This is a genomic window from Stenotrophomonas sp. STEN021, assembly GCF_056760175.1.
This window is the reverse complement of the sequence record NZ_JBRREH010000004.1, coordinates 65,443-84,358: the sequence shown is the minus strand read 5'-3', so window position 1 is coordinate 84,358 and position 18,916 is coordinate 65,443. Positions and strand designations below refer to the sequence as shown.

The following is an 18,916-nucleotide window of genomic DNA, read 5'->3' as shown; positions in this document are numbered from 1 at the left end:
TTTGCTTATCTTTGGGGGGGGGGGGGTGGGTGGTGTGTTGTGTGTTATGGGGCCGGGGCCGCTGGGGCCCCCCGGCGCGCCCCCCCCCCCACTACTCGATTGGCAGGCACAGGGTTTCTTTCACTTCCTCCATCACGATGTAGCTTTTGGATTCGCGTACGTGCGGCAAGGTCAACAAGGTGCTGCCCAGCAGCTTTCGATAGGAGGCCATTTCGTTGATGCGGGCCTTGAGCAGGTAGTCGAAGTCACCGGACATCAGGTGGCATTCCAGCACGTTGGGCAGCTTCAGCGCCGCACGGCGGAATTCCTCGAAGATGTCGCCGGACTTGTAGGCCAGGCTGATTTCCACGAACACCAGCAGGCTGGCCTTGACCGAAGCGGGGTCCAACCGCGCGTAGTAGCCAGTGATCACGCCTTCGCGCTCGAGCCGGCGCACGCGTTCGGTGCAGGGCGTGGTCGACAGGCCGACGCGCTCACCCAGCTCGGTGAAGGAGATGCGCCCCTCCTGCTGCAGGATGCGCAGGATCTTGCGGTCGATCTTGTCCAGTTCGCGGCTACGGGTGGCCATGGTGGCTCTGCTTATGATGAACGAAACAGGAAATTACCCTGATCAGGCATAGCAATACAGATAAAAACACTGGTTGACCCTGAATATACTGCGCGGTTCCTAGCCCCTGCCGTCCCGTGTGCAGGGAATGATGTGGTCCGGAGAAAGAAAATGCGCGTTCTGGTGCTTGGCAGCGGTGTGATCGGCACGACCAGTGCCTGGTATCTGCGGCAGGCCGGCTTTGAGGTCACCGTGGTGGATCGGCAGCCGGCCCCGGCGCTGGAAACCAGCTTTGCCAATGCCGGCCAGCTGTCCTTCGGCTATACCTCGCCGTGGGCGGCCCCGGGCGTGCCGTTCAAGGCGATCAAGTGGCTGTTCGAGGAGCATGCGCCGCTGGCGATCCGGCCCACCGCCGACATGGCCCAGTACCGCTGGCTGTGGCAGATGCTGCGCAACTGCACCTCAGCCCGCTATGCGGTCAACAAGGCGCGCATGGTGCGGGTGTCCGACTACAGCCGCGACTGCATCAACGAGCTGCGTGCGGCCACCGGCATCGACTACGAAGGCCGCCAGCTGGGCACTACCCAGTTGTTCCGCACCCAGCAGCAGCTGGACGCCGCCGCGCAGGACATCGAGGTGCTGCGCGAATACGGCGTGCCTTACGAAGTGCTGGACCGCCAGGGCATTGCGCGGGTGGAGCCGGCGCTGGCCGGCAAGACCGAGATGCTGGTCGGCGCGCTGCGCCTGCCCGAAGACCAGACCGGTGACTGCCAGCTGTTCACCACCAAGCTGGCCGCGCTGGCCGAAGCCGCCGGCGTCGAGTTCCGTTTCGACCAGGACATCGCCTCGATCCAGCGTGACGGCGACCGCATCACCGGCGTGCGCATCAATGGCAAGCTGGAAACCGCCGATCACTACGTGATTGCACTGGGCAGCTATTCGCCGCAGTTGCTGGCACCGCTGGGCATGCAGCTGCCGGTGTATCCGCTGAAGGGCTATTCGCTGACCCTGCCGATCACCAATGCGGCGATGGCACCGAACTCGACCATCTTGGACGAGAGCTACAAGATCGCCATCACCCGCTTCGAGGACCGCATCCGCGTTGGCGGCATGGCCGAAGTGGCCGGCTTCGACCTGTCGCTGGAACCGCGTCGTCGCGCCACGCTGGAAAAGGTGGTCAAGGACCTGTACCCGGAGGGCGGCGACCTGTCCCAGGCCAGCTTCTGGACCGGCCTGCGCCCTGCGACCCCGGACGGCACCCCGGTGATCGGCGCAACGCCGTATCGCAACCTGTTCCTCAATACCGGCCACGGCACCCTGGGCTGGACCATGGCCGCCGGCTCGGGCCGCTACCTGGCCGACCTGATGAGCGGCAAGCAGCCGCAGATCAGCACCGAAGGCCTGGATATCTTCCGCTACGGCAAGGGGCAGCACTGATGCGCCCGGCACAGGCACTGATCGACCTGGAGGCCCTGCGCCACAACTACCGCTTGGCCCGCCAGCTTGGTGGTGGCAAGGCGCTGGCGATCATCAAGGCCGATGCCTACGGGCACGGCGCGGTGCACTGCGCCCGCGCGCTGCAGGACGAGGCCGATGGCTTTGGCGTGGCCTGCATCGAGGAAGCGCTGGAGCTGCGCCAGGCCGGCATCCGTGGTCCGATCCTGCTGATGGAAGGGTTCTTCGACGCAGCCGAACTTCCGTTGATCGTCGAGCACGATTTCTGGGTGGTGGTGGCGACGTCGTGGCAGCTGGAGGCGGTGGAGGCATTCAAGACCGATGCCAGCCTGCGCATCTGGTTGAAGCTGGACAGCGGCATGCACCGCCTGGGTTTGTCGCCGGAGGAATTTCGCGACGCGCATGCACGCCTGACAGCACTGCCGCAGGTCGGTCCGCTGGTGTTGATGACCCACCTGGCGCGCGCCGATGAGCTGGACAGCAATCGCACCCGTGAGCAGCTGGATGTGTTCATCCGGGCCACCGAAGGATTGGCAGGTGAAACCAGCCTGTGCAATTCGCCGGCCTTGTTGGGCTGGCCGGATGTGCGCAGTGACTGGGTACGTCCGGGCCTGATGTTGTACGGGGCCGATCCGTTGTATCCGCAGCCCAGCCCGCATGCCGCGCAGCTGCGTCCGGTGATGACCCTGCAGTCGCGGGTGATCGCGGTGCGTGAACTGGCTGTGGGCGAACCGCTGGGTTATGGCGCACGTTTTGTTGCTGAAAAGCCAACGCGCGTAGGGGTGGTTGCGATGGGCTACGCCGATGGCTATCCGCAGTTCGCGCCGAATGGCACGCCGGTATTGATCGACGGCGTACCGGGGCGGTTGATTGGCCGTGTATCCATGGACATGTTGACCGTGGACCTGACCGATCACCCGCAGGCCGCACGTGGCAGCATCGTGCAGTTGTGGGGCAGTGCACCGACCATCTCGGAGCTGGCGCCGCGCTGCAATACCAGTGCGTATCGCCTGCCGTGCAGCCTCAAGCGCACGCCGCGGGTGTATTTGTCGGAGTGAGGCCTTTACTCCCTCCCTTGCGCCGTAGGCGGAGGGGAGGGCTGGGGAGGGGTTGGCTCTTTGCTGATGTGGTGCCGGTGAAGCTTTTGCCGAGCATGGCTCGGCACTACGGAGGGGCATTTTTGGTAAAGCCCCTTGCCGAGCATGGCTCGGCACTACAGGAAAAAAGGGCCGCATTGCGGCCCTTTTTGTTTCCAATCTACGCGGTGCGAATCACAGCCCGGCAGTACTGCGATCGCTCTGCAACTCGCGGCGTACCCAGTCATTGAGCAGGCGCTTTTCGTAGCGCAGCGGGTCGGTGTTGTTGGGCAGGCTGCTGTTGAGCAGGTAACCCGTGTCGGACAGCTTGCGCTCGCCCTGGTCGATGACCTGGCCATTGGCATCGGTCAGCGTGAACTGCAGCGAGATACGCGGCGGGTAGATGTCACGCATGATGCGCACATCGTCCAGGCGCGCACCGTGCCAGGGCTCGTAGTCACCAGCGCGTTTGATGTCGGTGATGGTCACGTCCAGCTTCTGCCCTTCCGGCAGCTGCTTGCTGGCCTGTTTGCGCAGGTGCTCGGCCAGGTCTTCCACCCAGTCGCCGCGCTGGGCATCCCAACGGTTGCGGCTGTAGCGCAGTTCGGTGAACTGGGCAGGGTCGGTCCATTGCACCTGCACTGGACCCTCGGCAGGCAGGGCACGCGGGGCTTCAGGGTCGGTAACGGCGCGCGGCTTGGCGTCGACGCTGCCTGCAGCCAGCAGGCAGGCCAGGACAAGTCCGGTGACGGTCAGGGTTTTCATGACGTACTCCTGGGGACTTTGATAGTGGAAGTGTGCGGCCGACGGCTTTACGCTTCAATGAACACGGTGTCAGTTCGCAGTACCAGATTGCGCGATGGTTCATCATCACAGCGTGTGGATCGTTTCTCGCCCAGACTGCAGTGCATCTCTCCCTCTTTGCTGCGCCCTTTCCCCTTTCAGACAATGCCCGTCTCCAACCCGGACTCACACCTGTCGTTGCTGTCCCTGGATGAAGAGGATCTGGAAAGCTCCAGCCTCTATCGGGAGGTATTCAATGCGGTAGCCAGCGGCTTCTGCGTGATCGAGCTGGTGTTTGAAGACGGTGTGGCGGTGGATTTCATCTATCGCAAGGTCAATGCCGGTTTCCAGAAAGTCACCGGGCTGAGCAATGTTACCGGTCGGCGTGCCAGCGAGGTGGTGCCGGCGATGGAGGCGGACTGGTTCCAGGCCTTTGGGCGGGTGGTCAGCGAGGGCGGGATCAGCCAGTTTGAACGCGAGGTGTCCGATCCTGCACGCTGGTACTCGGTGGAGGCAGTGCGCATCGGCCAGCCGGGCAAGCACCAGGTGGCGGTGTTTCTGTTTGATATTTCCGCACGCAAGCGGATTGAGACCGAGCTGGCCGAAAGCGAGGCGCGCTTCAGTGCTTTGGCCGATGGCTTGCCAATGCCGGTGTGGGTCGTGGATGAGGGGGGCCAGCTCCGCTTCGTCAACACCGCCTTCTTCACTTTTTTCGGGGTGCCGGCTGATCACGACCTGGGGCCGGACCCCTGGCAGCGCTTTCTGCATCCGGACGAGCGTGCGTCGTTCGAATACGAGCTGCAGGCTGCGTTGAACGGGCGTACCGAGCTGCATGCCAATACCCGCGTGCGCCGTCACGATGGCCAATGGCGTTGGTTGGAAATGAACGCCGTACCACGTTTCTCGGCGGATGGGCGTTTCATCGGCCTGGCTGGCAACAGCCCGGATATCACCGATCGCCGTGAGATTGAAATGGCGCGCGAAGACCTGCTCACCGCCGAGCGCGTGGCGCGCAACGCTGCTGAAGGCATGGCGCGGATGAAGGATGAATTCCTTGCCACCTTGTCGCATGAGCTGCGTACGCCATTGACCACGGTCCTGGGCTGGAGCGAACTGTTGTTGCAGCGCATGGAGGACGACCACCCGATGCGGCGCGGCATGGAAGTCATCGCCAGCAGCGCGATGACGCAGAAGCACCTGATGTCGGACATGCTTGACCTGAGCAGCATGCTGTTGGGCAAGGTGCAGCTGGAGGTGGAAGTGCTGGATCTATCCGAGCAGCTGCGCGAGGCAGTACGTGCGCAGGAGCTGGTAGCCGAAGGCAAGGCGCAGACCGTGGTGCTGGAGCTTCCCGAGTTGCCGCAACCGGTGCTGGGCGATGCCACCCGTCTGCAACAGATCCTGGGCAACCTGTTGTCCAATGCGATCAAGTTCACCCCGGTGGAAGGGCGGATCGAGATCAGCCTGCAGCACGAAACCGGGCATCTGGTGGTGCAGATCAAGGATGACGGCGACGGTATCGCCGCGGAGTTCCTGGAGCACCTTTTCAGCCGTTTCAGCCAGGCAGACAGCACCACTACCCGGCGCCATGGCGGTCTCGGGCTGGGCCTGGCCATCGTCCAGCAGCTGACCGAGCTGCATGGCGGTACCGTTTCTGCGGCCAGCGATGGGCCGGGGCTGGGCTCCACCTTCCGGGTGCTCCTGCCTGAGTTCCAGGCGCAGAAGGCGGCACGCCACCCGCGCCGACGCGTACAGCGCGGCCGCATCGGCGAGCAGGTGCTGGTTCCCAATGCGCTGCAGGGCCTGCGCGTGCTGGCGGTGGAGGACCAGGTCGACATGCTCGGCTACATCCGCCGCCTGCTGGAAGAGCAGGGCGCGACGGTGGTCACCGCCGGTACCGCCGCCGAGGCGCTGGAGCTGCTGGACCTGCGCGGGCACACCGCGTTCGACGTGCTGATCAGCGATATCGGCATGCCGGGCATGGATGGCTACGGCCTGATCCACACCTTGCGCGAGACCCTGGGTGTCGGCGGCGATGAGCTGCCGGCGGTGGCGGTGACCGCCTTGGCCCGTGCCGATGACCGGCGTCGGGCGTTTTCGTCCGGCTTCCAGGGGCATCTGGCCAAGCCCTACAGCGTGGCGCAGCTGATTTCAGCGATCCGCGACGCGCGTTTGCCGCGCTGAAATAGTTGGTTCTTCTCTCAACTGAAGGCGAAAGATCCGATGCCAGGGAACGTGCAGCGGATTGCGGGTGACTCAAATGCTCTGTGGATGGGGCAGAAGATGTGGGAGCGGCGTGAGCCGCGAATCTCAGGGTGCTGACGCTGCTGGCATCTGCCCCATCTGCGGATGCACCTGCTTCGCAGCTCACGCCGCTCCCACAAAATATTTGCACGGATTTCACGCGTAAAAACGGTACTGTGACGGCGTTCACTCATGGACGCTGCCATGCCCCTGTACGCGCCCCATGTCTACTCCGACCCGATGCTGATCGCAGCGCTGGAGGCCTTGCTTGGCGAGTTGCCGGAGCAGGCCCGGGTCATGCTGGTCCTCAAGGATGGCAGCCGCGTGGCTGGCACGGTCACCGCGCAGCCGGCGTTGCAGCACTTCGCCGACCACAACGAGGAGCCCGGGGTCAACGCAATGGTGCGCCTGGAAGACCTGCTACGGGCCTGCCAACAGCATGTGGTGTGGCTGGACAGCGTATTGCAGGTACTGCATCTGCCGGCCGCTGAGGCTTGACGTCGCACCTCACTGGCACCCATTCAGCTGCGCGGGGCCGGTGCTGGCGGCCGGCCCGGTAGAATGGCCGGCCCTGCTAGACGAATTACCGGCATGCCCGCTCCGCACGACGCTCCGTTGGAAACCCTGTTCCTCCCGTTCTCCAAGGCTGGCCTGCGCTGGCCGCAGGGGCCGGTCCTGTTCCTGCGCGCCCGCGATGGCTGGCCGCTGCGCGAGCATGCAGACAGTAACCAGCTGGTCTGCGCACAGAGTTTCCGCCCGTTTGCCGAGGCGCTGCAGCGCAGTGGCTGGGAAGTGCGCGATGAGCAGGCGCTGGAGCAGTCCGACGAGCGTTATGCGCTGGTACTGGTACTGCCGCCGCGGCAGCGCGACGAAGCCCGCGCGCTGTTTGCACAGGCGCTGGGCAAGCTGGCCCCGGGCGGCATCATCCTCGCCTGCCAGTCCAACAACGAAGGCGCACGCTCCGGTGAAAGCGACCTGCAGCAGTTGGCCGGGCTGGGCGGCACGCTGACCAAGAACCACTGCCGCGCCTACTGGTCGCTGCCGGCCGAAGGCCAGCACGACGTGGCGCTGCACAAGCGCTGGGCGGCCTTGGATGCGCCGCGCAAGATCGTCGACGGTCGCTTCCTGAGCCGTCCCGGCGTGTTTGCCTGGGACCGCATCGATCCGGCATCGGCCTTGTTGGTGGAACAGCTGCCGACGGACCTGGCCGGCCGTGGTGCCGATCTGGGTGCTGGCTGGGGCTATCTGTCGGCCGAAGTGCTGGCGCGCTGCCCCAAGGTCACCGCGCTGGATCTGTACGAAGCCGAGGCACGTGCGCTGGCCCTGGCCCGCCACAACCTGGCCGATGCCGGCGCGCAGGTGAAGCTGGATTTCCGCTGGCAGGACGTCACCGCCGGCATCGATGGCCGCTACGATTTCATCGTCTCCAACCCGCCGTTCCACACCCCGGCGCGCGAAGACCGGCCCGACATCGGCCGCCGTTTCATCGCCGTGGCTGCGCAGTCGCTGCGTCCGGGCGGGCAGTTGTTCATGGTCGCCAACCGCCATCTGCCCTACGAGCAGATCCTGACCGAGAGCTTTGGTGAAGTGCGGGTTGCTGCCGAACGCGATGGTTTCAAGGTCATCGTCGGCACCCGGGGCCGCGCATGAAGCTGGTCAAGCACATCGCCAACCTTGGTTACGGCAGCCGCAAGCAGGTGCAGCAGATGTTCCGCGAAGGCCGCATCACCGATGCGCAGGGCGAGGTGCTGTATGCCGACGATAAGGTCGAGCACGACACCATCCGCATCGATGGCGAGGTGCTGGACCCGCCGCCGGGCCTGATCCTGATGCTGCACAAGCCGGCCGGCTATACCTGTTCGACCAAGGACCATGGCCGCCTGATCTATGAGCTGCTGCCCGAGCGTTTCCGTGACCGCGACCCGGTGCTGTCCAGCGTTGGTCGCCTCGATCGCGACACCTCGGGCATGTTGCTGATGACCGATGACGGCCAGCTGCTGCACCGCATCGTGTCGCCGAAGTCGAAGCTGGACAAGGTCTATGAAGCGCAGCTGGCGGAAGACCTGAGCGGTAGCGAGACCGCGCAGTTCGCCAGCGGCGCGCTGTTGCTGGAATCGGACGACAAGCCCTTGCTGCCCGCCGAACTTGAGGTGCTGGGCCCGCGCGCCGCGCGACTGACACTGCACGAAGGTCGTTACCACCAGGTGCGCCGCATGTTCGCTGCGGTGGGCAACCACGTGCAGGCGCTGCACCGTTCGCGCATCGGCGGCCTGGGCCTGGGCGATCTGCCTGAAGGTCAATGGCGTCAGCTTGATGCCGCCGATCTGGCGGTACTGTTTGGAGAGCAGGCCTGATGGAACTGCTGTCGCGCCCGCTGGCGCTGGTGTTCGACATGGACGGCCTGATGCTGGACAGCGAGCGTGCGCTGATGGGCTGCCTGGAACAGACCGCGCAGGATCATGGCTATGCATTGCCGCGGCCGCTGCTGCTGTCCTTGATTGGTTCCTCCGACGCGACCACCCGGCAGAAGCTGGCCGATGTGTTGGGCATGGAACGCACCGACGCACTGCTGGCCGACTCCTATGCGCGCTATGCCGGCATCGTCGATGCCGGCGTGCCGCTGCGACCGGGCATCATCGAGTTGCTGGAGTTGTTGCGCGAGCACGATATTCCGCGCGCGGTGGCTACCGCCACCCGTTCACCGCTGGCCCAGCGCAAGCTGGAGGCAGCCGGGCTGCTGCCGTATTTCCAGTTCGTTGCCACCAGCAGCGATGTTGCCCATTCCAAGCCGGCCCCGGATATCTATCTGCACGCCGCGCATGGGTTGGGCATCGCTCCGGAGCATTGTCTGGCATTGGAAGATTCACCAACCGGCGTGCGTGCTGCCTTGGCTGCCGGCATGACCACGATCCAGATTCCGGACCTGCTGGAGCCGGACGAAGAAGTGCGCGGCTACGGCCACCACATCACTGCCTCGCTGCACGACGTGCGCGAGCTGCTGCAGCAATGGCTGCCGGTAGGAGCAGCGTAGGCCTCACCTGTAGTGCCGAGCCATGCTCGGCATGAGGCCTTACCGGTAACGCCCCCGCGGCGCCGCGCGGCCCCCCCCGCTCCTCTCCGCGCACCCGGGCCTCCCCTGCCTCCCCCCCCCCCCCCCCCCCCCCCCCCCCCCCCCCCCCACTACAGGTCATCTCTCAGGCGTTGCCTTCACCGCCGCCCAACACGCGATGCCAGCCGTCCACGCCCAGCTGGTCCAGCGTGGCGATGTTGCGCTCGACAATCACATCCGGGTCCGGGAACGCGGCCACCGCGCGCTCCACGCTGTCTTCGCGCAGCAGGTGCAGGGTCGGGTAGGGCGAACGGTTGGTGTAATTGCTCACATCATCTGGCGCCGCACCAGCGAACTGGTACTGCGGGTGGAAGCTGGCCACCTGCAGGATGCCCTGCAGATCCAAGGCCTCCACCGCCGCATCGGCGTTCTCGAGGAAGTCGTTGTAGTCCAGGAAATCTTCCAGAACGTCCGGGTGGATGATCAGCGTGGTGTCGATCTGCTCGGCCGGGGTGTCGCGCAACAACACCAGCTCCTCGGCCAACTGCTCCAGCAGCGCCTCGGGCGTGCTGGCATCGCTGAGCACGAAACGCACCTGCTGCTTGACGTAGACCGCCTTGGCGAACGGGCACAGGTTCAATCCGATCACGGCCTTCTCCACCCAGTTGCGGGTGACGGCGATGGGATCGATGGCGGCTTCTTCGTTCATGGCTGGTTCGTTCATGGCTGGAGCCTGGGCTGGCAAGGCAGGCGATTGTAGTGGTCATCGGCGTTGGCTGCCGTCGTGCTGTCATCGCACTGGCGTTCACTGTCCACAAACTGGACAGCGTGCATTGTGGAAAATCCCATGGTTTCAGCGGCTTGCAAGGATCTCGCCGGAGGCTAATAGGCAGCTGCCGGGCGCAGGTATTCAATGTCGGCACAGACCACGCTAGGAGTACAGGCAATGGCAGAACAGGTATTTCTTCCCCCCGCGCTATGGGCGGGCAAGCAGTTTGATGGTCAATGGCAGGCTGGCAGCAGCCAGCAGGATGTGATCGAGCCGGCCACCGGCAAGGTGCTCGGCAGTATCGCGATGGCCGACCCGGCGCAGATCGCGCGCTCGGCCGCCGCTGCCGCCAAGGCACAGCGTGACTGGGCCAATGCACCCTATGAAACCCGTGCCGATGTGCTGCGCCGGGCCGCGCAGCTGGCCGATGAACATGCCGCCGAGATCATCGACTGGCTGGTGCGTGAATCCGGTTCGACCCAGCTCAAGGCCGGCTTCGAGAACAAGGTAAGCACCAAGGCCTTGCAGGAGGCTGCAGCGCTGCCTTCGCGCAGCGTTGGCGAGATCCTGCCGTCGGCGTCGGGGCGGCTCAATCTGGCACGGCGGCGGCCGCTGGGTGTAGTGGGTGTGATCTCCCCGTTCAACTTCCCCCTGTACCTGGCGATGCGCGCGGTGGCACCGGCGCTGGCGTTGGGCAATGCGGTGGTGCTCAAGCCCGATCCGCGCACGGCGGTCTGCGGTGGCTTCGTTATCGCCCGCCTGTTTGAGCTGGCCGGGCTGCCGGCCGGTGTATTGCATGTGCTGCCGGGCGATGGTGCGGCCGGTGCCGCGCTGACCAGTGATCCCAACATCGCCATGATCCAGTTCACCGGCTCCACCGCTGCCGGTCGCAAGGTCGGCGAAGCAGCCGGCCGCCATCTGAAGAAAGTCTCACTGGAGCTTGGCGGCAAGAATGCGTTGATCGTGCTCGACGATGCCGACATCGACCTCGCTGTTGCCAATACCGCTTGGGGCGTCTACCTGCATCAGGGGCAGATCTGCATGGCCACCGGGCGCGTGTTGGTCCAACGCGGCATCTACGCGAAATTCCTGGAAAAGCTCATCGCCAAGGCGCAGTCGCTGACCGTCGGTGACCCGGCGCTTGCCGATGTCGCGCTCGGCCCCTTGATCAACGCGCAACAGCGTGACCATGCCGCGCGCGTGGTGGCCGAGGCGGCGGCCGCCGGGGCGACGCTGGAAACCGGCGGCACCTATAAGGATCTGTTCTTCGAGCCGACCGTGCTCAGTGGCGTGGACAAGACCAATCCCGCTTTCCGTGAGGAGATCTTCGCGCCGGTGGCGGTGGTGGTGCCGTTCGACACTGATGAGGACGCCGCAGCGCTGGCAAACGACACCGAGTACGGTCTGTCGATGGCGATCGTCTCCAGCAATATTGGCCGTGCCTTGAAGCTGGGTGAGCAACTGCACACCGGCATCCTGCATATCAACGACCAGACCGTGAATGACGAGGTCATCAATCCGTTTGGTGGTGTCGGCGCCTCCGGCAATGGCAGCAGCATCGGTGGCCCGGCCAACATCGAAGAGTTCACCCAATGGCAGTGGCTGACCATCAAGGGCGAAGCCCCGGCCTATCCACTCTGAACAGGAGAAACCCATGAGTGCATCTGCAGAACTGCGTGACATCACCGTGGCGGTGGTGCGCGAGAAGGAAAAGCCGTTCACCATCGAGAAAGCCCGCATACGCGGGCCCAAGGATGACGAGGTGCTTGTGCGTGTCGTTGCGACCGGCCTGTGCCATACCGACCTGATCGTACGCGACCAGTACTATCCGGTGCCGTTGCCGGCAGTGCTCGGCCACGAAGGCGCGGGCGTGATCGAGGCGCTGGGTCCGGGTGTCAAGGATCTGAAAGTAGGCGACCACGTGGTGCTCACCTACGGCGCCTGCGGGCATTGCAATCCCTGCAGCGGCGGCCATGCTGCTTATTGCAAGGATTTCTACGGTTTGAATTTCGGCGGTGGTGAACTGGATGGCAGCACTGCCATCCAGGACCCGCACGGGCAGCCACTGCACGATCACTTCTTCGCCCAATCCTCCTTTGCCACCTATGCGTTGAGCCGGGAGAACAATGCGATCAAGGTGCCCGCCGATGCTCCGATCGAACTGCTCGGCCCGCTTGGCTGCGGCATCCAGACCGGCGCTGGTGCGGTGATCAACTCGCTCAAGGTTGGTGCGGGCAGCAGCTTTGCGTCCTATGGTGCGGGTGCGGTGGGATTGAGCGCGGTGATGGCCGCGCGCGTGGCCGGTGCCACCACCATCATCGCCATCGATGTGGTGCCGTCGCGATTGGAACTGGCCAAGGAACTGGGCGCAACCCATACGATCAACAGCCGCGAGGTGGATGTGATCGAAGCGGTGCGTGCCATCACCGGCGGCGGTGCTGATTTCGCGCTGGAATCCACCGGCCGTCCGGAAGTATTGGAGCAGGGCATCGAGGCGTTGGCCGGCCTCGGCGTGATCGGTGTGGTCGGTGCGCCCAAGCTGGGCACCAAGGCTGCGTTCGACATCAACAACCTGCTGCTGGGGGGCCGCAGCATCCGCGGCATCGTTGAAGGCGACAGCGTGCCCAAGGTGTTCATTCCGCAGCTGGTGCAGCTGTACCAGCAGGGCCGCTTCCCATTCGACAAGCTGGTGAAGTTCTATCCACTGGAACAGATCAACCAGGCGGCCGAGGACAGTACCAAGGGCATCACCTTGAAGCCGATTCTCAAGATCGGTTGATGGAACAAACCATCGCGGGCCGCGCTGGCCCGCGATGGCGATTCAGTCGGCGAGCGAGGTGTAGGCTGGGTGCAGTTGTCTGGAGGACGCCCATTGCCCACCATGCTCGTGCAACAGCAGCAACGCCTTGCAGCGGCACGGCAGCGCTTCGCGGACGGCGGCAGTCTGCCCGCACAGTTGCTGGCGCCGGCCGTGCTGCGCTCCTGGGAGCGCTCAAGACAGGCGGGGGTGCGGCCTGACGATGCGCCGCAGTATTCCAGCTTGGCACAGCGCAGACTGCGCCTGGAGGACCCTTCGGATCGTTTGCTGGCGCGTTGCGTGCGGCAGGACATGGATGATCTGTGGGCGGCCTTTGGTGGCCGCCGCTGGACGCTGTTCTGCGTCAACCGTGATGGTCTGATCATCGCCCAACGCGAGCACGGTCTTGGAGATGAGGCGATACTGCGGCCGATCCAGCTCGGGCGGCGCGTGCGTGAGATCGAGATCGGTACCACCGCGCCGTCCTGCGCACTGGCCGAGGATGCGCCGGCCCTGGTGCGCGGCAACGAGCATTACCTTGATGAGTTCTCGCAGGTCTATTGCCTGAGCGTGCCACTGCACGGCGCCGATGGTGAAGTACTGGGCGCACTGGATATCACCGGCATCGGCGAGCGTGACAGCGAGTTGCTGCGCGGCTACTTCCGCCAGGCCGCGTTGTCGATAGAGAACCAGTTGATCCAGCAGCAGCGTGACTGCCATCTACTGGCCGTGCAGCACGACGCGCGCTGGTTGGGTACTCCCTTGCAGGGTGTGCTGGCGGTGGGCGAGGACGGCCGGCTGCGTGCCGCCAACAGCGTGGCACGACGCATTCTTGGCCTGCCGCGTAGCGGTGCCTTGCCGTTGATGAGCTTGGATGGCGTGTTTGCCGAAGCCAGCGTGCACCAGCGCCGCCGTCTGTTGCAGGCCGGGCCGGTGCACCGGGTGCCGCTGCATGCGGACAGCGCCTTGCAGGTGCAGTACCTGCGCGGGCCGGTGCGCGCACGTGCCAGTAGCCGAGCGGTTGCGGTGGCAGCGACGGGTTCGCTACGTAGCCAGGGCGCACAGGCGGTGCGCGAGGCGGTGGCGGCGCATGCCGGCAATCTCAGCGCCGCGGCACGTCAGCTGGGTATTTCGCGCACCACCCTGTACCGCAAGTTGCAGCAGACCGGTTGAGCCTGCTGCAGCGGGTTTGTTGCAACGGGGTTTGCATCAATCGCGGAAGTTGTCGAACTGCAGCGGCTGTTCGAAGTCGCCCTTCTTCAGCAGCGCCATCACTTCCTGCAGATCGTCGCGCTTCTTGCCGTTGACGCGCAGCTTGTCGCCATTGATCTGGGTATCGACCTTGATCTTGGATTCCTTGATCTTGGCGGCGATCTGCTTGGCCAGCTTCTGCTCGATGCCCTGCTTGACCGTCACCTGCTGGCGGGCGCCACCCAGATTGGTCTCGATGTCGCCAAACTCCATGCAGCGGAAGTCGATGTTGCGCGCGGCCAGGCGCTGCTTGAGGATGTCCGACATCTGCTTGAGCTGGAAATCGGTGGGCGCGGTGAGCTTGATCAGCTTCTCGCCGTCCTGCTCGAAGCTTGCGGCCACACCCTTGAAATCGAAGCGGGTGGACAGCTCGCGGTTGGCCTGGTCGATGGCGTTGGTCAGCTCGTGCTTGTCAACTTCGGATACGACGTCAAAGGAAGGCATGGGGCCTGCTCCAATCAGAAAATCAGACGCCATTCTAGGCGATTGATGGCGGGGGCATGACGCGGGCGGGTGTTTCTTCCCTGTCTACGCATGCTGCCGTGCGGCCGTCGCGCTTGTCCTCACAACCCCAAGCGCAGCTTCACCTCAGCCGCGATCCGGGTGGTCTCACGCAAGGGTTCAACCGCCACATCCAGATCGGCATCCAAGGCCGCCAGCCCATCCAACAACCGCCCGCGCTCGCGCAAGGCCCGCTGGAAGCGTGCCATCCGCTCCTGCGCGCGCGCACCCAGCAGCACCCCCACCGGCACACGCGTGGCACAGGCTTCGGACAGCAGGTTGACCGAGTCCGGCGTGCAGACAATGCGGTCGGCCCAGCCGAGCAGCCCGGCATAGGGATTGGAGCCATCGCCGCCATCGGCCCAAATCACCCCAGGCACGTCGTCGAAGGCACGCAGCAAGGCGGCGGTCACCGCGCGTGGGGTGCGCCGCGAGGTGGTGGCCAGCACGCTGCCGCCGTCGGCGCGGATGCGCGCAGCCAGCTGCTGGAACAGCGGCTGGATGTCGCTGTCCTGCCACGGCGCGTGATCGGTAGGGCCGCCCACCAGCAAGGCGGTGCGCGGCCCCGGCAACTGCTCGAAACTGGAGAAGGCGGCCCGGCCCCAGGCCAGCCAGTCATCGCTGACCGGGTTGAGGCTGCCCAGCAGGGTGAGCACATTGTCCGCGCGCAGGCGGTCGTGTTCGGGCACCACCAGCAGGTCCCAGTGGCGCGGAGAAATGCGCGGATCAAGGATCTGTACGGTGCGGCTGCCGGCGTGCTGCAGCACCCGCAATGCGCCCGCAGCCTGCCGGCCGCAGCCAATTGCCAAGGCTGGCACGTTGCCGATCAGTTGCGCGAACTGCGGGCCAAAGCCCCGCGCGGCACCCGGCAGCAGGCGCGGGGCCAGCCAGCGCCAAGGGGCGCGTGGCTGCAGTTGCAGGCGCTGCTGGCCGCCAAGGCCCAGCGCAGACGCCAGCGCCACCGCCTGGCGCACGTTGCCGGCGCGGCCGTCGGTGATCGTCCAGGGGAGCGTCGATCGTTTCGCGTATGGCATTAATTCGTTTCAAAAAGGCTGGGTGTTGCAACAGCCAGAGGGCTCTACACTGCGACCTCTGATCGGTGTGTCATTGTCCCGGGCTGACTGGTGCAATGTCACGACCGTAGCCAATTCATCACGGAGTTTCCATGTCCGACATCTTCAACGATGCCGCGCTTGACCAGCTGTTCCGCACCGCCCGCACCCAGAACACGTTCCAGGACCGCCCGGTCGAGGACAGCCAGCTGCGGGCCCTGTACGACCTGCTGAAGTGGGCACCCACCTCCGCCAATGCCAGCCCGGCGCGTTTTGTGTTCGTCAAATCGGCCGAAGCCAAGCAGAAGCTGGCGCCAGCCCTGTCCGAGGGCAACCTGGCCAAGACCCTGGCGGCTCCGGTCACGGTGATCGTTGGCTTTGATCTGGATTTCCACGAGAAGCTGCCCTACCTGTTTCCCCACACCGACGCCAAGGCCTGGTTTGATGGCCCGCGCGAAGGCCGCCACGAGGCAGCGTTCCGCAACGGCAGCCTGCAGGGTGCCTATCTGATCCTGGCCGCGCGCGCGCTGGGCCTGGATGCCGGCCCGATGTCGGGCTTTGACCCGGCCAAGGTGGATGAAGCGTTTTTTGCCGGCACCGCCATCAAGTCCAATTTCCTCGTCAACCTGGGTTATGGCGACCCGTCCGGCATCTTCCCGCGCTTGCCGCGGCTTTCCTTCGACGAAGCCGCGCGCATCGCCTGATTGCTGAAGTGTTCCACACGGCCTCCGTCACACCGGCTGACGCCTTGCTTGTCGAAAATAATCCGTCTATCACCTCCAAGGAGAGATCCATGTCCGCTATGACCAAGTTGTTGCTCCCGCTGGCCCTGGCCGCTGCCATCACCGCCTGCTCCAAGCCGGCTGACACCGCTGCCCCGGCTGCCGCCCCGGCCGAAACCGCCGCTGCGCCGGCCGATGCCGCTGCTGCTGCGCCGGCTGCCCCGGAAGCTGCTGCGATCCAGATCGCCGCCGGCACCTACAAGCTCGACCCGACCCACACCGACGTGCTGGTGCAGTGGAGCCACATGGGCTTCTCCAACCCGAGCGCCCACTTCGGCAACGCGGACGGCACCCTGGTGTACGACGCAGCTGACGTGAGCAAGTCCAGCGTGGAAGTGACCCTGCCGCTGAGCGGCCTGAACAGCTTCACCGCCAAGTTCGACGAGCACCTGCGCAGCGCCGATTTCTTTGATGCCGCCAAGTTCCCGACCGCTACCTTCAAGAGCACCAAGGTGGAAGCCGCCGGCACCAACAAGCTGACCGTGACCGGCGACCTGACCGTCAAGGGCATCACCAAGCCGGTGGTGCTGGACGTGACCGTCAACGGTGCCGGTGAGCACCCGATGGCCAAGGTGCCGTCGGTCGGCTTCGATGCCACCACCACCCTCAAGCGCAGCGATTTCGGCGTGGGCGCCTACGCCCCGGCCGTCAGCGACGACGTCAAGATCCGCATCACCACCGAAGCCTCGATCCCGAAGGCCGAGGAAGCTGCCGCCAAGTAATCGCGCCAGCGGTTTCTTCGCAGTACGCAGCAAACGCAAAGGCCCGCCATTGGCGGGCCTTTGTCGTTAAGCCCTGAAGCCCCTCTCCCTCCGGGAGAGGGGTTGGGGTGAGGGTAGGCGAAAGCGCGTCAAGCAAGCCGCAAGCAGCAACATGGCTTCCTTGCCTTTGTAGGAGCGGCGTAAGCCGCGAAGCCGATGCATCATCAGTTGGCAAAGATGCGGATGGTTTCAATTCCGTCAGCTTCGCGGCTTACGCCGCTCCCACAAACTAGGGCTAGCAACGCGCGCTGGCATCCCGGCAAGCCGCACATGCCCGACCAATTGCCGCAGATAGCCACCCGCTGCACACAGCAGCGCATCACCAACCGGCTTCAACGCGCGCCGGCCCCAGCGCTGATGGAAATGCCGTGCATGCGGCAGCAGCACATCCGAAACAATCACCATCAGCTGTGCGGAGAAAAGCGCGAACAGCACGTCCAGCCCCAATGCATCCAGCACAGGCGCCAAGGTAGCCAGTTCCGGGCTGGAGACGATGCACAGAATCACGACGGTGGTGAGCAAGGCGGCCGCACGACCGCGCCAGGGGTGAGTTTTCATTTGTTGAACCATACCAAGTAGCGGCGTGGTTGATGGCTGAGAGACTGGCCTGCGCTGCTGGAGGTGGATCGGAACGGGCAGCTTTCAACGATTCGAGCAGGCGCCCGTTGGCAGGGACATCGCGTGCGCCGGGGCCTCTGCGGGTTCATGGCCGCGCTCATCCCTGCGCGTCTTGCCACTATCGCTTGCCCCCTCTGCTGCGGCGGCTGTGCCGTTTTCGCCCGCCAGTTGCCTGGCCAGCTCGACATTGGCGATATGCCCGTGCATGAACAGCAGATCGGTAAAAACACTCATTTTCCTGCTCCGTGTTGAGAGTGGATTGAGGTTAGTTCCGGGCTATAGTCCGTAAAAGCGAGCATCCTTCAAGCTCGTATTGAGAATAACTCAAGTCCAATGTCCAGGCCGCCACTCCAGTTCCTGCAGGGTTTCGTGCTTGCTGCACGCATGGGCAACATGTCGCGTGCCGCCGAGGCGATGAACGTCACCGTCAGCGCCTTGAGCCACCAGATGCGGCAGCTGGAGCAGCGCCTCGGCTATCCGTTGCTGTTGCGGCAGGCGCGCGGTGTGGCACCGACGCAGGAAGGGCGACGTCTGCTCGATCAGGTCGGCCCGCATCTGGATGCGATCAACGAGGTCTTCCGCCCGTTCCAGGCGCGCCGCGATTGCGTGTTGTCGATCAGTGCGGTGCCGACGATGGCGTCGGCGTGGCTGGTGCCGCGGCTGGGCCGTTTCGTGGCGGCGCATCCGCAGATCGAGATCAACCTGCAATCCAATCAGCTGTTGATCGATTTCGAACGGCAGCTGCAGTTCGACGGGGCGATGCGCATCGGCGATGGTCGCTGGCCAGGCGTGATCGCCGAGCCCTTGATCGATGAGTGGCTGGTGCCGATGGCCAGCCCGGCACTGGTGGAACGCATGGGCGGCATTGGGGCGAAGCCGCTGGCGGAATGGCCGTTGCTGGGTGACCCGGATGGCGAATGGGACCGCTGGTTCGCATTGACCGGCGCAAAGGCGCCCAAGCGCTACGTTGCCATCTTCGATGACTCCGAATCGCACCACCGTGCGGCATTGGAAGGCGTTGGGGTGGCGCTCGGGCGGGTGACGCGCGCGCAGCTGCTGCTGCAGTCAGGCCAGTTGCTGCTGTTGTCCGATCAACGCCTCAAGACAGCGTGGTCGCACTGGCTGGTCTATCCGGAGCGCTCGAGCAACCACCGTGGCTTCCAGGCATTCCGCGAATGGCTGCATGCGGAAGCTGCAGCGTATCGTGAGCACATCGGTGAACAGCGCTGAG

Annotated in this window: 20 protein-coding genes; 13 read left to right on the top strand and 7 right to left on the bottom strand. The window is 64.8% G+C overall.

Annotation, left to right across the window (positions count from 1 at the left end):
* Nucleotides 1-91: 91 nt before the first annotated feature.
* On the bottom strand, nt 92-568 hold the full coding sequence (locus tag ACVOL0_RS01800; RefSeq protein WP_481517849.1) for a winged helix-turn-helix transcriptional regulator: 477 nt from the start codon (nt 566-568) through the stop codon (nt 92-94).
* Between the two features lie 150 nt (nt 569-718).
* Here ACVOL0_RS01800 and ACVOL0_RS01795 point away from each other — a divergent pair, with 150 nt between their 5' ends.
* Both ACVOL0_RS01795 and alr read left to right on the top strand, forming a co-directional pair.
* Nucleotides 719-1,984, top strand: a complete 1,266-nt coding sequence (locus tag ACVOL0_RS01795) for a D-amino acid dehydrogenase (protein WP_481547628.1) — start codon at nt 719-721, stop codon at nt 1,982-1,984.
* Entirely contained in the window at nt 1,984-3,060 is a 1,077-nt protein-coding gene (alr, locus tag ACVOL0_RS01790) for an alanine racemase (RefSeq protein WP_481547627.1), read from the top strand. The genes ACVOL0_RS01795 and alr overlap by 1 nt, the downstream gene beginning before the upstream one ends.
* Nucleotides 3,061-3,273: 213 nt before the next feature.
* On the opposite strand, the gene ACVOL0_RS01785 is transcribed toward alr, so the two are convergent.
* Nucleotides 3,274-3,843, bottom strand: a complete 570-nt coding sequence (locus ACVOL0_RS01785) for a DUF3016 domain-containing protein (protein WP_481547626.1) — start codon at nt 3,841-3,843, stop codon at nt 3,274-3,276.
* A 183-nt stretch (nt 3,844-4,026) separates the two neighbouring features.
* On the opposite strand from ACVOL0_RS01785, the gene ACVOL0_RS01780 reads away from it, so the two are divergent.
* The 5 genes from ACVOL0_RS01780 (at nt 4,027) to ACVOL0_RS01760 (ending at nt 9,136) form a co-directional block, all read left to right on the top strand.
* Nucleotides 4,027-6,045 carry an ATP-binding response regulator gene (locus ACVOL0_RS01780; protein WP_481547625.1) on the top strand — a complete coding sequence of 673 codons (2,019 nt, stop codon included), beginning with the start codon at nt 4,027-4,029 and terminating at the stop codon, nt 6,043-6,045.
* A 252-nt stretch (nt 6,046-6,297) separates the two neighbouring features.
* Nucleotides 6,298-6,603 carry a DUF3247 family protein gene (locus ACVOL0_RS01775; protein WP_481547624.1) on the top strand — a complete coding sequence of 102 codons (306 nt, stop codon included), beginning with the start codon at nt 6,298-6,300 and terminating at the stop codon, nt 6,601-6,603.
* Between the two features lie 93 nt (nt 6,604-6,696).
* Nucleotides 6,697-7,755 carry a class I SAM-dependent methyltransferase gene (locus ACVOL0_RS01770; protein ID WP_481547623.1) on the top strand — a complete coding sequence of 353 codons (1,059 nt, stop codon included), beginning with the start codon at nt 6,697-6,699 and terminating at the stop codon, nt 7,753-7,755.
* Complete coding sequence (locus tag ACVOL0_RS01765) at nt 7,752-8,459, top strand: pseudouridine synthase (RefSeq protein WP_481547622.1); 708 nt, start codon at nt 7,752-7,754, stop codon at nt 8,457-8,459. Before ACVOL0_RS01770 ends, ACVOL0_RS01765 begins: the two co-directional genes overlap by 4 nt.
* Nucleotides 8,459-9,136 carry an HAD family hydrolase gene (locus ACVOL0_RS01760; protein WP_481547621.1) on the top strand — a complete coding sequence of 226 codons (678 nt, stop codon included), beginning with the start codon at nt 8,459-8,461 and terminating at the stop codon, nt 9,134-9,136. The genes ACVOL0_RS01765 and ACVOL0_RS01760 overlap by 1 nt, the downstream gene beginning before the upstream one ends.
* Before the next feature lie 163 nt (nt 9,137-9,299).
* On the opposite strand, the gene ACVOL0_RS01755 is transcribed toward ACVOL0_RS01760, so the two are convergent.
* The gene (locus tag ACVOL0_RS01755; protein ID WP_481547633.1) at nt 9,300-9,863 is read right to left on the bottom strand and encodes a DUF1415 domain-containing protein; all 564 of its coding nucleotides are present in this window, start codon (nt 9,861-9,863) and stop codon (nt 9,300-9,302) included.
* A gap of 237 nt (nt 9,864-10,100) precedes the next feature.
* Here ACVOL0_RS01755 and ACVOL0_RS01750 point away from each other — a divergent pair, with 237 nt between their 5' ends.
* From ACVOL0_RS01750 to ACVOL0_RS01740, 3 genes are all read left to right on the top strand, one after another.
* On the top strand, nt 10,101-11,564 hold the full coding sequence (locus tag ACVOL0_RS01750) for a benzaldehyde dehydrogenase (protein WP_481547620.1): 1,464 nt from the start codon (nt 10,101-10,103) through the stop codon (nt 11,562-11,564).
* Nucleotides 11,565-11,577: 13 nt separating this feature from the next.
* The gene (locus ACVOL0_RS01745) at nt 11,578-12,702 is read left to right on the top strand and encodes an NAD(P)-dependent alcohol dehydrogenase (protein WP_481547619.1); all 1,125 of its coding nucleotides are present in this window, start codon (nt 11,578-11,580) and stop codon (nt 12,700-12,702) included.
* A 102-nt stretch (nt 12,703-12,804) separates the two neighbouring features.
* A complete protein-coding gene (locus ACVOL0_RS01740; protein ID WP_481547632.1) occupies nt 12,805-13,893 on the top strand; it encodes a helix-turn-helix domain-containing protein in 1,089 nt (362 codons plus the stop codon).
* Between the two features lie 36 nt (nt 13,894-13,929).
* Here ACVOL0_RS01740 and ACVOL0_RS01735 read toward each other — a convergent pair whose 3' ends face one another.
* Together ACVOL0_RS01735 and ACVOL0_RS01730 are read right to left on the bottom strand one after the other, a co-directional pair.
* Nucleotides 13,930-14,415, bottom strand: a complete 486-nt coding sequence (locus ACVOL0_RS01735) for a YajQ family cyclic di-GMP-binding protein (protein WP_293705345.1) — start codon at nt 14,413-14,415, stop codon at nt 13,930-13,932.
* A gap of 119 nt (nt 14,416-14,534) precedes the next feature.
* Nucleotides 14,535-15,506, bottom strand: coding sequence for a mitochondrial fission ELM1 family protein (locus ACVOL0_RS01730; protein WP_481547618.1), 972 nt, complete (start codon nt 15,504-15,506; stop codon nt 14,535-14,537).
* A 131-nt stretch (nt 15,507-15,637) separates the two neighbouring features.
* On the opposite strand from ACVOL0_RS01730, the gene ACVOL0_RS01725 reads away from it, so the two are divergent.
* Both ACVOL0_RS01725 and ACVOL0_RS01720 read left to right on the top strand, forming a co-directional pair.
* Complete coding sequence (locus ACVOL0_RS01725) at nt 15,638-16,228, top strand: malonic semialdehyde reductase (protein WP_481532253.1); 591 nt, start codon at nt 15,638-15,640, stop codon at nt 16,226-16,228.
* A gap of 89 nt (nt 16,229-16,317) precedes the next feature.
* Nucleotides 16,318-17,028, top strand: coding sequence for a YceI family protein (locus ACVOL0_RS01720; RefSeq protein WP_481547617.1), 711 nt, complete (start codon nt 16,318-16,320; stop codon nt 17,026-17,028).
* 237 nt (nt 17,029-17,265) lie between these two features.
* On the opposite strand, the gene ACVOL0_RS01715 is transcribed toward ACVOL0_RS01720, so the two are convergent.
* Nucleotides 17,266-17,625 carry a hypothetical protein gene (locus ACVOL0_RS01715; RefSeq protein WP_481547616.1) on the bottom strand — a complete coding sequence of 120 codons (360 nt, stop codon included), beginning with the start codon at nt 17,623-17,625 and terminating at the stop codon, nt 17,266-17,268.
* A gap of 84 nt (nt 17,626-17,709) precedes the next feature.
* On the bottom strand, nt 17,710-17,919 hold the full coding sequence (locus tag ACVOL0_RS01710) for a hypothetical protein (protein ID WP_481547615.1): 210 nt from the start codon (nt 17,917-17,919) through the stop codon (nt 17,710-17,712).
* A gap of 99 nt (nt 17,920-18,018) precedes the next feature.
* On the opposite strand from ACVOL0_RS01710, the gene ACVOL0_RS01705 reads away from it, so the two are divergent.
* A complete protein-coding gene (locus ACVOL0_RS01705; protein ID WP_481547614.1) occupies nt 18,019-18,915 on the top strand; it encodes a LysR substrate-binding domain-containing protein in 897 nt (298 codons plus the stop codon).
* Nucleotide 18,916 lies beyond the last annotated feature (1 nt).